General features: G+C 40.9%; 11 protein-coding genes and 1 other RNA gene. 3 read left to right on the forward strand and 9 right to left on the reverse strand.

The window, feature by feature from the left end; translation table 11 throughout:
* A partial coding sequence (locus H605_RS0103815) for an ATP-binding protein (RefSeq protein WP_029052301.1) occupies positions 1-261 on the forward strand: 261 nt, incomplete at its 5' end.
* Between the two features lie 59 nt (positions 262-320).
* Here H605_RS0103815 and H605_RS17350 read toward each other — a convergent pair.
* From H605_RS17350 to H605_RS17355, 6 genes are all read right to left on the reverse strand, one after another.
* Positions 321-566, reverse strand: a complete 246-nt coding sequence (locus H605_RS17350) for a hypothetical protein (RefSeq protein ID WP_155979468.1) — start codon at positions 564-566, stop codon at positions 321-323.
* A 53-nt stretch (positions 567-619) separates the two neighbouring features.
* On the reverse strand, positions 620-814 hold the full coding sequence (locus H605_RS0103825; RefSeq protein ID WP_029052987.1) for a hypothetical protein: 195 nt from the start codon (positions 812-814) through the stop codon (positions 620-622).
* 185 nt (positions 815-999) lie between these two features.
* On the reverse strand, positions 1,000-1,599 hold the full coding sequence (locus tag H605_RS0103830; RefSeq protein WP_029052988.1) for a metallophosphoesterase family protein: 600 nt from the start codon (positions 1,597-1,599) through the stop codon (positions 1,000-1,002).
* Between the two features lie 6 nt (positions 1,600-1,605).
* Positions 1,606-2,430 carry a sulfurtransferase gene (locus tag H605_RS0103835; protein WP_029052989.1) on the reverse strand — a complete coding sequence of 275 codons (825 nt, stop codon included), beginning with the start codon at positions 2,428-2,430 and terminating at the stop codon, positions 1,606-1,608.
* Positions 2,427-3,101 carry a hypothetical protein gene (locus H605_RS19355; protein WP_232321219.1) on the reverse strand — a complete coding sequence of 225 codons (675 nt, stop codon included), beginning with the start codon at positions 3,099-3,101 and terminating at the stop codon, positions 2,427-2,429. The genes H605_RS0103835 and H605_RS19355 overlap by 4 nt, the downstream gene beginning before the upstream one ends.
* A complete protein-coding gene (locus tag H605_RS17355; protein WP_232321218.1) occupies positions 3,082-6,045 on the reverse strand; it encodes a dynamin family protein in 2,964 nt (987 codons plus the stop codon). The genes H605_RS19355 and H605_RS17355 overlap by 20 nt, the downstream gene beginning before the upstream one ends.
* Positions 6,046-6,303: 258 nt before the next feature.
* Between H605_RS17355 and H605_RS0103845 the strand changes: the two genes are divergently transcribed.
* Positions 6,304-6,762, forward strand: coding sequence for a chemotaxis protein CheX (locus H605_RS0103845; protein WP_029052990.1), 459 nt, complete (start codon positions 6,304-6,306; stop codon positions 6,760-6,762).
* 59 nt (positions 6,763-6,821) lie between these two features.
* On the opposite strand, the gene H605_RS0103850 is transcribed toward H605_RS0103845, so the two are convergent.
* The 3 genes from H605_RS0103850 to rnpB all read right to left on the reverse strand — a co-directional run bounded on the left by H605_RS0103850 (position 6,822) and on the right by rnpB (position 10,430).
* Complete coding sequence (locus H605_RS0103850; protein ID WP_029052991.1) at positions 6,822-8,723, reverse strand: ATP-dependent DNA helicase; 1,902 nt, start codon at positions 8,721-8,723, stop codon at positions 6,822-6,824.
* A 62-nt stretch (positions 8,724-8,785) separates the two neighbouring features.
* On the reverse strand, positions 8,786-9,913 hold the full coding sequence (locus H605_RS0103855) for a THUMP domain-containing class I SAM-dependent RNA methyltransferase (protein WP_029052992.1): 1,128 nt from the start codon (positions 9,911-9,913) through the stop codon (positions 8,786-8,788).
* Between the two features lie 141 nt (positions 9,914-10,054).
* Positions 10,055-10,430: RNase P RNA component class B (rnpB, locus tag H605_RS18575), an RNA gene on the reverse strand.
* A 559-nt stretch (positions 10,431-10,989) separates the two neighbouring features.
* Between rnpB and H605_RS0103860 the strand changes: the two genes are divergently transcribed.
* Positions 10,990-13,254, forward strand: a complete 2,265-nt coding sequence (locus tag H605_RS0103860) for an ATP-binding cassette domain-containing protein (protein ID WP_029052993.1) — start codon at positions 10,990-10,992, stop codon at positions 13,252-13,254.
* The last annotated feature ends 1 nt before the right edge of the window (position 13,255 follow it).

Below are 13,255 nucleotides of genomic sequence, written 5' to 3' on the forward strand. Positions count from 1 at the left end.
ATCATCGATGATGTCATGTATATGGCTTATGAGCCACAGGAGGCCCATCTATTCTTCCAATTCATTTACGAACTATATGACAGGGCAGCCTTTATTCTGACATCAAATAAGGGGCCAGGTGAATGGGGAAAGTTCTTGGGTGATCCTACTCTGACTACAGCAATCCTTGATCGTCTTCTTCATCGCAGCGAAATTCTTACATTTAGTGAAGAGCAGGATAGCATTCGGATGAAATACAGAAAAACCCTTTTTACAGAATGAAGTGTTGAGTCTTAATTGATGAAAACTGTTGAAAGTTATTTATCGAAAACTGTTGAATTCTACTTGACGGTTACAGTATTCTCTGTCGCTACTTCATCTTCTAACTGTATATGATTCGTATTTATCTTTCTAATAACAAACATATTGCCTTCATACTCGCCTTGGCGAAAGTTATCTAATGAAACAAAATCATATATAAGTTTAAATGTTTCGATGTCCATTATTTCATCATCGATAAACTTGCCAAAGATATTTGATAAAGTTAAATCATCATTACTCATCGCTTCATCACCTCGTATTCTCAATAAAATGGCCCGCTTAAGTATCAATTCAACTTCCACCACTGCACCTATTTACTTTATTCACTCTTCATAGTTGCACTATCATTTTCAATTTCAAAAATCAAAAACTCCTCATCTTCTTCAACTACTGCTTTTTCATATCTAGTCTCTTTGTCCATTATCATTTCAAAATAGTTCGTTTCGTTGTTCAATTCAAAAACTGGGCATTGGTCAAATCTAACATCCCCAATAAAAATTGCTCTTACTTTCATTGGACCTTCCTCCTTAAAGTTTATATAACAAAACGGCGCATGTATTAAACGTCAAAAATTCTTTAACTTCAACACCAGTATACCAAAGATATCCAAATATATTTCAAAAATAAAAAGCACCGCAACATGCGATGCTTTTATTTTCCTATTCACTTCTCAACTAAACGAGTTAGACATAAACCTATTTAGCCTTGTGACGCTTTCATAAATCTAACGGTTTGTTTTTCAGAATCGTATAACACCCATTCTCTAGAGCCCACGACAGCACCCACGTTGACAACAGTTCGTGAATTTCTCACTGACATCTCTTCTCTCCAGCTAATCGATACGGATTGTCCATTGCTTGTGAACGTTGAGCGATGCGTATGTCCGTGAAAGACTAGGTGCGATTCTGGTAGCTGCTCAGCAAGCCACGCCTCTGCTTCGTTATGCGGCCATTGGTGACCGTGAATGATGAATGCATTCTCAATTTTTAAAGTCTCAGGTAAGTCGTTCAAGAAGTCCCGTATAGGTTCCTCTTGCTTTGTCAGCAACAGAATGCGTTCTTCTTGATTGCCGTAGATGGATGGAAAAGTGAATAGCTCATCGATGCCATTCGGATGTTTGATCACTTCTTCGACAGTAGGGTAAATTTGTCCACGAAGGTCTTTTTTACTGACCGTGCATTCATATAAATCGCCTGTTCCAATAAGAGTTGCTTTAGGTGCTTCATCGGCAATTTGCGCCAGGACCGCCTGCAAATCTTCTCTAGATGAATGAATATCTCCCAGTAATGCGTATTGCATCGTGTTTCAACCCCTTATTGCGGTTTCGATCGGTGCGTCGTCTTTGGATATCCAGTCGCTGAAACTGCCGACATATAGTTTTACATTTGGATAGTCCAGTTCTTTAAGTGCTGCGAATAAAGGGGAAGCCGTTACACCGCTGCCACAGTAGACGATTACATGATCTTCAGGTGATATGACTTGTTGTAATTGTTCTTTCGCTTGCTGCACATCATATTGTCCGTCTTGCTTTAATTGTTCCCAATCAAAGTTTCGCGCTGTCGGTATATGGCCTGCTTTATGGTAAAGCGGCTCTTTTTCTCCGCGATAGCGAACTTCAGAACGTGCGTCGACAAGTTGTGACGCTCGATTGCCCGCCACCACTTCTTCGACTTCACTTCTACTTGCGTATAGATGCTCCTGCCACTGCGGTTCCACCGTTGAGCGTGCAGGCGTAGCAGAGTCACTTGTTACATCTACAATTTTGCGTAATTCAGCATACCCTTCTGTTACGACGTGCACATCTGTGAAACCTCCATACTGCAACATCCACCAAGCACGTGTTGCAAAAGGACTCCCACCGTCGTCGTAAATCAAAATCGTATCTGTACATTCCAGTCCACTTTTACGGAATAGCTCAGTCAAGTGTTCAGTAGAAGGCAACGGATGACGTCCACCTTCTAAAGATGTGCCAGATAGATCTTCTGCTAAATCCCAATGAATCGCGCCTTTTACGTGTTCTTTTTGATAATCAAGTTTGCCACGCTCTTCATCTTGCAATGAAAAACGCGCATCGATCCATTTCGCATGACTTGTCTCTATATCGTGAATCGATACGAATACTTGCGTCATTGAACCAACTCCTCTTGACGGATTTTTTCATACGTTTTCTGCCATTGTTCCAGCTGCTCAGAACCGTCAAGCAATGTACGCTCCGATTCGATTTGCACTAGACTTTCCTGTAACAAATGAACGCGTAGTGCTTCTGCTTCATCATCAATCCATAAGTCTGCCCACTTCTCAATACGTTCTTTCTGATCGCCAAGATAGCTGGACGCGTCTTTTTTCAATGTTTCTTCTAGCTTCGCTTTTAAAATATCGCGATCACCGCGCTCAAAGAACGACTTTTGATTTTTGAACGATTTATTGACTGCGCTGTATTTCAAAGGATCTTCATATGGTGTGTCAAATGACAGCATATCTTTGTCGTTCGGCTCATAAGGAGAAGGCACGATCGACTGGTCCATATCAGATAATGAACGAACTTCCATACGTTGACGTTCTAGCAATTGTTTCTTCATGTACTGGAGAATACGCAAATTCGTTACTTTTAATTCCTGTGTCAAATCAAAGCCTACCATATTGACTGTTTCCGCCAATGCGATTTTCAATGCTTTATCTGATGAGTTCTTTGCGAATGTCGACGGACTATATCCTTCTTTAAAGAAATCACCGAAACGCAAGAAGACACGTTGTAAAATATAGTAGACGAGTTCACTCAATTCATCTTGAGTGGAGTTCACTCAATTCATCTTGAGTGGATTTCACTAAGATCTCACTTGCACTCTTTTCGAAGCGTTCTTTAATTGCCTTTTCAGCAGTCGCGAGCTCTTCTAGTCTTTCCGCTTTACGTGAACGGTTCTGGATCGTTCTGTCAATCAATGATGCTAGACGATCGATTGTTTTCGTAGTTTCTTCTTCTAGTGCCTGCACGACTTGTGCACGTAGATCATGCTCTAGGAATGAATAAAACTTCTCTTCAAAATCGACCATTAATGGATTCGGTTGTTGTGTTAACTTGCCTTCCAATGCCTCAAGACTGGAAATACCGTGTACCCGTGGATTGCGGATTCCGAACTTCTGTAACTCACCCGCAACGAAGCCTTTTACTTCTTCGCCTTCTTCTTCATTCGAAGCCAGGTCGATTGCGTTGACGATAAAGAACATTTTATCGAGTTCGAATGCATCTTTTACACGGCCCAGCTGAATAAGGAATTCACGATCTGCACGTGCGAATGCGTGATTATAATACGTAACGAAAAGAATTGCATCGGCATTACGGATATATTCAAATGCTACGTCGGTGTGACGCGCGTTGATGGAATCCGCTCCCGGTGTATCCACCAATGTAATACCGTGGCGCGTTAACGGACAGTCATAGAAGAAGTCGATCGAGTCGACGAAACAGCTACGCTCCTCTTGTGCAACGAATTTCGTAAACTCTTCACGCTCTACCGTCAACGTCGTACCGAGTGCAGGCGTATACAATGGATATCCTCTCTGGAATGCGCTGATGAACGACTTATGGATGTGTAAGTTCTCGTCTTCAAGTGGTTGTTTCATTGCAGCATCCGTTTTATTGAAGGCATCTTCAAGAGAAGAAATATCGATACCGAGTGCACCGAATGACAACGCTACGTCTTCTGTCATCGTGGCTACATCCTTCAAGTGGATATCTGCAGTATTATGCACGTGTGTTTCACTTACTGGACGAATTCGGTTGATCGCAGCCGTTGTTGGATTCGGTGAAACAGGCAATACCTTTTCACCGATTAACGCGTTAGAGAATGAAGATTTCCCCGCACTGAATGCACCAAACAATGCAACTGTGAATTCTTGTCCTTTTAAGCGATCTGCTTTCGTCATCAAATACGATGCCGTTTCTGCAAATCCAGGAATGGCTTCGACTGATTCCGCGATATGCTGTGCATGAACAATCGCTTTTTCTGAATCGACAATTTGACGTTCCTCTTCCACTACTTCTTCTACTTCTTCCGTAGTCGTTTCTTGCTCTTCTACTTTCGCTACATAATCAATTGTTTCGATTTTCTTAGGCTGTTCCCATTCTCTCACGAGTTGGTCGCGCCCCATACGTGTCGGCGCAGACGGATTGGCGATTTCTTTATCGACCCATTCCATACGCTCTTGCCACTTATTCATTTCTTTCAGTGCATCTACTTTTTCTTGCAACACCGCAATGGTTTCAACAAGAGGTCCTGATTGCTCGCCGCCGGATTTTTTCGCGATGACAGACATATCTTGTTTCCATTTATCCGTTTTACGCTTATATACTAAATGAATAGCACGCTTCATTTGCTCTGCGTAATTCAAAATGGTTTCACCGGTGATTACTTCTTGAACATGCAGTTGCTCATCCACTTCGTCAAACGGTAGTGTCAGATCCATATTATCAATCTTAAGCGAACGCTCATCGGTTAAAATTCCTGCTTGTTTCAATGAACTTTTCATCAAAGACTTCATATAAATCTCAATTTGTGTGTGAGCCAGACCTGAAATATTATCATTTAACTTTTGACGACGTTTCTCGCGCTCTTCTGCCGTCTTCTTCGCACCAAATAGTAATCCGACTTTAAATTTCGGTGACTTAGCTTCCAAATGATCTTTCAGTAATTCTCTCGTTTCAAACGGAGCAAGGCCCGCGTTCGACAATAATTCATTGCGTTCTTTCTCGAAATTCACATAGAATTCGTCACCTGAGACTAGTTCTAGACGTTTTTTCGCATCTTTCAAATCTTGATTCAACTCTTCAAACTGATCCCACTCGGATTCGCTAAGGATTTCCGAATGGTTCTCCTTCAAGTCATCTACTTGTTGCTGAAGATATTTCATATGCTCATCTTTTAATTTCAATAAGGATTGCTCAATATTCTGTTCAAAGTTCTCTTCACGGTGTTCAATCGAACCATCAACGATCGCTTTAACTTTTTCAAAATCATTATGCGGGTGATCCAGTTGTTTCAATGACGTGTAGAAAATTCCTTTTGGCTCTACCCCCCATAACTTGAATGAATCTTCAACCGACTTTTTGAACTCATCGAATGATAATTCACTGTCACGATGCTTATCAATCTGGTTAATAATTAAATAAACGTTGCTATTATAGCGCATCAATTCTTTTGTGAAACGGAAATTCATTTCAGATTGTACATGGTTATAATCCATCGTATAGAATACAAGATCCGCTAAGTGCAATGAAGACTCGGTAGATAATCTATGTGCATCATCTGTAGAGTCGACGCCAGGTGTATCCATTACCGTAATTCCTTCTGGTAAATTGGATTCAGTATGACCAATTTCAACTAATGAAACTTCAGCCCCGTCCTTACTGTACGCTTTCACGCCTTCAGAGAAACCATGGCCGCTAAATTTCACTGCACTCCCATCGACACGGTGGATAATGGCATAATCCTCATCCGCTTTATGCACCTTCACAATATTTGCACTTGTCGGAATAGGACTAGATGGTAAAAGGTCGTCTCCTGTTAATGCATTGATTGTCGAAGATTTTCCTGCCGAAAAGTGTCCTGCAAAAGCAATTGTATATTCTTTGTCGATTATTTTATTAGCAAGTAATGTCGTCTTTGCTTTGCGTTCATCATCTTCATTATTTGAAAAAATTTGTCCATATGTAGCTGATTGCTGTAAATACTCATGATTTGTAGACATAATCGTCGTCCTTTCAATTTAAACTCATCTCATCATACCATTAATGCGTGAAAAAATAGATAGTTACTTTATAAGTATTGCTTTTATAATGGAGAAAGCATTATACACCTATTCTCTAGGTAATTATGTTAGCCAATTTTGAAGATTTTGATTGAACAGTGACAGTTTAACTATTCCCCGAAAATTTAACTAGTCTTTTGGACATGTTTGGTGATATGATTGAACTAACAACTTGTTCGTGAAAGGGTGTTCCTTTAGATGGATACAGCAACAAATGTACAAAAAGTGTTAAATGCAACGATTGCTTCCCTCACTACTGTAGTTCCATTAAAATTCCAAGTACTTTCTCCTGCCCTTATACAGCAACCGTATGAACAACGTGAAATCAGTGTATTGATCGGTCTAATTGGAAATATTAAAGGTCGTTTAATTGTAGAGCCTACACATTCCATTATCAGTGAAATTGGTCTAGCTATGTTCGGTATGCAAATTGAAGGAGAAATGGCTGAGTCATTCACTGGAGAACTTGGAAATATGATTGCAGGAAATCTTTGTACGGTATTGGAAAAGGATGATTTAACGTTAGATATTTCGCCGCCCACGGTCATGACAGGGCAAACTAAATTTTATGGCTTTAAGCAAGCTTTTAAAATTCCTGTGAAATTTGAAGATGGCCAGACATTAAATTTATTGCTCACCATTGACGAAGAACGATAACAGGCAAAAAGCGTGTAGATGTCGGAATTCCGACGTCTGCACGCTTTTATCTATCCTGTTCATGAGAATGGTACAGGCAGCACACGTTCAATCACCGGCAATAATTCTATATTCTCCGGTTTTACAAATAGATGAATCGAACCGTAATCATTGCTCGTTCGAATTAATCGACCAATTCCTTGTCGCAAACGCAACAGCATAAAGGGTAATTCTACTTCATCAAATGGATCTTCGGCATATTCTCTTCTAGCTTGGAATAATGGATCATGCGGTGGAAACGGCAAATCAAAGATGATGACACGGGTCAACGCTTCATTCGGCAAATCCAGACCTTCCCACAAATGATACGAGAAGAAGACATGTACTTTACGCTGCTGGAAATCTTTCACCAATGATGATAGGGAACGTTCCCCTTCATACGTCACCATGACGCTTTGTTCAAGCGGCAATTGATCGTATGCTTCCATCATGGATTGCTTGGAATTGAACAATACCAATGTCTGTTCCTCTTCTTCCAATAACTCGGAAAGGCGTGCGATGTTCTCATTCGTATTTCCTTGTTCCAAATGAATTTTCATGACATTTTCATAGTCGAATGGCGATGCGATAGAGAATGATTGATAATCTATAATACCTAAACTGTACGCCAAGTAATCAAATGATTTTTCAACTGACAATGTAGCAGATGAGAAAATAATTGGCATAGTTCCTGTAAATAATTTCTCTTTCAAAATGGACGTTACAAGTCTTGGCATAATGAGCAACGTACTTTCTTCGCGACGATTTTCAAGCCAATCTACCGCGTCGTTGTCGCCTGCAAATAGCTCCATTGAATATATATACTGCTCCAAATATTCTTCGACAATTTTTAAGTCATATTCAGGAATTACATATAATTCGCCTTCAAAAACAAATTCTTCAAGAAGCTCATTGGATAATGAGACGGCTGTTTTAGCAAGCTTCATCATATCTTGATTCTTTTCGATAGTGAGCCGTTCATTGTCATTTTGCGTAGCATTACTTTTCAACTGTTTGAAAAACAGTTCATGTGTCTCGAGTAATTGCTCCATTAACTGCAATGTCTTCTCTCGGATGCCATCTACCATAATACGTTCAAGCAAGTTGATAATCGTTTGTTCTTGCACCTCATACGTCAACGCACGCTGAGCGGAATACTCAAGTAAATGTCCTTCATCAAAGACGACCATCGATACTTCAGGTAATAAAGGCAATTGCCCTTGTCTAACACGGGATTCTTTCGTCCACAAATGCTCCATATAGAAGTCATGTGAGCAAATGATCAAGTCTGCAGCTTCACGATAATGATTACGATGAATCGTTTGTCCGCAACGATTACGAATATCACAAGCCGCACATTGCATGATCGGGTGGTAATTGATCATTTCCCACTCATTGTCAGCCAAATATGGATAATCTGAACGCTCGCCATAAGGATATACCGATTGCAATGAACGCTCCGCATGCACAAACTCTGGTAATTGATCTTCGACTAAATCGACAAAGTCTTCGTTCGTCTTCATGCTCGTTTCTTCCAGACGTTTTAGACAAATATACTGATTTCGTGCTTTCGCTAAACGGACGTCCACTGTCATATTAAGTGCCGTACTCAATTTCTGAATATCGCCTTCTTCTTTGATCAATTGATCGATCAGTGTTTCATCTGCACAGGAAATCACAGCTGGTTTACCTGTATAACGTGCATATGCAATAGCCGGCAATAAGTACGCAATCGTTTTTCCCGTACCTACTCCTGCTTCTGCAAGCAAGACGTTTTTTTCTTTCAGCGCTTTTTCTATTTGAAATGCCATATAAATTTGCTCATCACGGCACTCGAATCCTTTTTCTGTTAAATCATCATATAACGTATCCCCGAGCCAATCGTTGAGAGATTCATAAAATGTTTGACCTTTATCCAACTCAAATGGAATTTTTGTACTCATAGTAACTCCTCCTGAATGCAAGCGAAAGGAAGAGGGATCTTCTCCTCTTCCTGCCCGTCTAATTATGAACGCTGTCCCCAGAACTGATATAAATCAGTACGGATAAAGCCGTTGAATAGTTTACGTTTTTTTGTTGCACGTTTGCCGTACATCGTTTCATAGTTTTCAAGTGAAGATAAAATATATACGGACCATGATGGATATTGTTTCATAATCTCACCAAGTACCTCTGCAATATCTTCTGCTTCTTCCACTTCACCTAATCGTTCACCGTATGGTGGATTGGCGATCAAAACTCCATTTTGTCCTTCAAGTCTCAAATCACGCACGTCTCGCTGTTCGAATGAAATCAAATCTGTAAACCCGGCTTCCATAGCATTTCGCTGTGCCACAGAGACGATATTGTGATCTACATCAAATCCGCGAATATCGAGTTCTAAATCATACTTCGCAACGTCCTCTACTTCTTCGCGAACACGATCCCATACATCCGCTTTCATCCAAGGCCATTCTTCACTTAAGAATGAACGATTATAACCTGGCGCTAAATTTTGTCCAATCATCGCTGCTTCAATAGCAATCGTACCTGAACCACAGAATGGATCTACAAATGGACGGTTCGGATTCCACTTAGAAAGTTTCACGAGTGCAGCTGCCATCGTTTCTTTTAGTGGCGCATCCCCTTGAGCCATTCGATAGCCGCGCTTATGCAAGCCTTGGCCACTGGAATCTATTGTCAAAATTACTTGATCTTTTACTATAGATACTTCTAATTTGAAAAGCGGACCTGATTCACTTAAGAATCCAGTTCGTTTATATGCGCTATTCAATCGTTCCACAATCGCTTTTTTCACGATCGCCTGACAGTCAGGTACGCTGAATAATTTTGACTTGACGGATTTACCTGAAACCGGGAAAGCGGCATCTACCGGCAAGAACTCTTCCCATGGTAGAGCTTTCGTACGTTCGAATAATTCATCAAACGTAAAGGCTTTAAATTCGCCCACAATAATTCGTACACGGTCGCCCACGCGCAACCACATATTCGCTCGAGCGATTGCTTCCTCGTCACCCGTAAAATAGACTTTTCCGTTCTCTGTCTGGCAGTCATAGCCAAGATCTTTTATTTCAGACGCAACGATGGATTCAAGTCCCATCGCAGCGGTTGCTACTAATTTGTATTCACTCATGTTTCAACACTCCATTCTTTGCTTCTGGTCAATATGTTTCTTCCGTCATCGGAAAAGTATATGTATTCGTTCGTTTCTATAAAAAGAAAAACTCTCCCAAAACTGTAGGAGAGCTAATTGTAAGGTAAATGCCATAGAATATTCTGTAAGCCATGTTTTGTTCTTCGGTACTCAAACGGCTCGCGCCTCGTACTTGAAGTGGTAATCATCTATCTACAGACAATTGCCTGTTCCTTCCTCCATTGAATTCTTTCGGAAGAACGCCCCTACCATAATTTGGGTTTCTCACTCGTGGGGTTTACCCGTTCCACTCGACATGTTTCCATGCCGACTACGTCACTGTGGCACTTTCAGAGAATCTAGTCCATATCCGAAGACTTAGGAGTTATTCCCGCCATCAATGCAGATGCATTGCCCCGGCTTATTTTTTCACCGAGCACGAACACTACGGTCATCTCAGATCCGTGTGAGCATGGACTTTCCTCTACAACCGAAGTTGCAGCGATTACCTGAATACTCTCTATGGCACTCCTGAGTATACACCAAATCAGTTCATTATACAATGGATACGATTGGAATGAGTTAAATTAAATGTTTGGAGTGAAATGGAGAGTGATTTGGGATGGTTACATATAGATTACTTATTGGTAGTAGTAAGGGACTTACTGTTGTCTTAGAACCTTTTTGAGTTTGAGAGCAGATTGAGTTTGGAATCTGGTGTAGATATAGTGTGGATTGAGCGGTTGGATATAGTTAATGAGCGGTTAAAGTTTGATATAGAGCGGATACAAGTGAGGTATGAGCGCTTATTGTAAATTAAGAGCGGTTGAAGTGAAAGTATGAGCGCTTAAGCGAATTAATGAGCGCAGACGAGTTCTGACTTACTTTAATTCATCACCTTTCCAACTAAAAACAACTCAAAATTGATCGGATAGCATAAGCGGAACGTTGGGAGTAGCTATTTGCACTGCAACCTGTCTCTCCCCATCCATTTTCCTAAATTACATAGTGTAACTTCTGTAAAACAGGGAAATCACCTAGCAAGACTACTATTTACTGTTTGAAGGAGGGCTATTATGAAGGAAATCAAAGATGAGATTGTTTTGCGTGGACTACGAGAAAACAATTTGAAGGATATAGATTTAAATTTGCCGAAGGAAGAGATTACGGTGTTTACTGGCTTGTCAGGATCGGGCAAGAGTTCGGTCGTCTTTGACACGTTGGCGACGGAAAGTAGACGGCAGATGACGTTGAATTATCCGCTTTATGTACGAAATCAAATGCCTCGTTATGAACGACCACGTGCTGATTTAATGCAGCATTTGAGCCCAGTTATTGTGGTAGAGCAAAAGCCGGTTGGAGGTAATACTCGCTCGACGGTTGGGACGTATATGGACATTCATCCATTAATTCGTCTATTGTTCTCGCGCATCGGTACGCCAGCAATTGGCTCAGCTACTGATTTCTCCAGTCAAAGTTCCTTTGGTAAATGTCCAGAATGTAATGGGTTCGGTGAAGTAGTGTACCCTGATTTGCATAAAATTATCGACTTGGATAAGTCACTTCGAGAGTACGCTGTACAGTTTAAGCCATTGTCCCCTTCCGGTTGGCAAGGTAGATGGATGATGACAGGCGGATTATTCGACCCCGATTTACCAATTAAAGATTACCCGCAAGATCAGTATAATTTATTGATCTATGGACCACCTAAAGGGGAAAGAGTATTTGCGCCATTCCATACGAAAGATGGCCCACATGATCATGAGTGGGATGGTTTGTTACCTAGATTTGTACGTCTATATATTAATCGAGATATTACGAAACTCAAACAAACGTCACAAGAAGATGTACTGGCTGTATCGACACATACTTTATGTCCTACTTGTGATGGTTCAGGATTAAATCCAGAAGTATTGAAGTGTAAAATCAACGGTTTTAATATTGCTGAATACGATAAATTGGAACTGACAGAGCTTCTGCCAGAACTTAAAAACATACGAGATCCTTTAGGTGAGTCTATTGCACAACAGGCGATTCCCAATGTACAGCAATTGATTGACTTAGGACTTGGCTATTTAAGCCTGTCACGAAAAATGGGAACTCTTTCTGGTGGAGAAGCGCAACGAGTAAAAATCGCACGACATTTAGGAAGCAGCTTAAACAATATCAGTTATATTTTTGATGAGCCAAGTGCTGGTCTTCATCCAGAGGAAGTAGATATGTTAATTCAGATGCTCAAAAGTCTGAAAGCTAACCATAATACCGTCATTGTTATTGAACACGATTTATCGGTTATAAAGGTAGCGGATGAAATTGTGGAAATGGGTCCTGGTGCAGGTGCAGCAGGCGGTGAAATCGTTTATCAAGGGAAACCTGATGGATTAAAGAATGCTTCTGCATTAACAAAACTGGATCACAAATTAGAAATCAATCAGCACCCACGTCAATCAAACGATCATTTTGTCGTTACTAGGGCGAATAATAACAACCTCAAGGATGTATCAATTGATATTCCTCAAAACGTTCTCGTTTCTGTCTGTGGCGTATCTGGTTCAGGTAAAAGTTCTCTCTTGTTTGAAGCGTTCTCGGCAAGATATCCCGATATAATTAAAGTAAGCCAAGGCCGAATCGGAATTTCTAGCCGCTCGACGCTAGCTACTTATATGGGGATTATGGATGATATTCGACAGATCTTGGCGAAAGAAACAGGACAACCAGCTGGGTTATTTAGCTTTAATTCGTTAGGGGCTTGCCTAGTATGTGATGGGAAAGGAGTCACCACTCCAGATGTGGCATTTGCGGATCCGGTAACCGTTGTATGTGAAGCTTGTGGCGGATTGCGCTATTCGGATGAGGCTCTTTCCTATGTGTACCGCGGGAAAAACATCGCACAAATCTTAGAGTTGACAGTAGACGAAGCGAAAGAATATTTTGTTATGCCTAAGATAGTAAAAAGGATGGATATGCTCGATGAAGTCGGTTTAAATTATCTCACGTTAGGACAAACAACGAGTTCATTGAGCGGCGGGGAAATACAGCGACTTAAACTGGCGAGCCACTTGCAGAATGAAGGACAAATCTATCTATTAGACGAACCTTCATTAGGATTGCATATGAGTGATAATGGTAAGCTACTTGAATTGTTCCAGAAACTTGTAAACAAAGGGAATTCGGTCATAATCATTGAACATAATCTAGATTTCATTGCAGCTAGTGACTGGGTAATCGAGCTAGGTCCAGGTGGCGGAAAACGCGGTGGAACCGTTATGTTTGAAGGAACACCGCAAGAGATGCTGTCTGCTGATACATTGACGGCAAAATGGTTGAAGGATGGTGTCTGAC

The organism is Sporosarcina ureae DSM 2281, assembly GCF_000425545.1.
Classification (GTDB): domain Bacteria; phylum Bacillota; class Bacilli; order Bacillales_A; family Planococcaceae; genus Sporosarcina; species Sporosarcina ureae.

Coding starts and splice junctions, on each gene's coding strand:
- H605_RS0103830 (WP_029052988.1), bottom strand. CDS start 1,599: ATGCAATACGCATTACTGGGAGATATTCATTCATCTAGAGAAGATTTG.
- H605_RS0103855 (WP_029052992.1), bottom strand. CDS start 9,913: ATGAGTGAATACAAATTAGTAGCAACCGCTGCGATGGGACTTGAATCC.
- H605_RS0103860 (WP_029052993.1), top strand. CDS start 10,990: ATGAAGGAAATCAAAGATGAGATTGTTTTGCGTGGACTACGAGAAAAC.
- H605_RS0103850 (WP_029052991.1), bottom strand. CDS start 8,723: ATGAGTACAAAAATTCCATTTGAGTTGGATAAAGGTCAAACATTTTAT.
- H605_RS0103825 (WP_029052987.1), bottom strand. CDS start 814: ATGAAAGTAAGAGCAATTTTTATTGGGGATGTTAGATTTGACCAATGC.
- H605_RS0103835 (WP_029052989.1), bottom strand. CDS start 2,430: ATGACGCAAGTATTCGTATCGATTCACGATATAGAGACAAGTCATGCG.
- H605_RS17355 (WP_232321218.1), bottom strand. CDS start 6,045: ATGTCTACAAATCATGAGTATTTACAGCAATCAGCTACATATGGACAA.
- H605_RS0103845 (WP_029052990.1), top strand. CDS start 6,304: ATGGATACAGCAACAAATGTACAAAAAGTGTTAAATGCAACGATTGCT.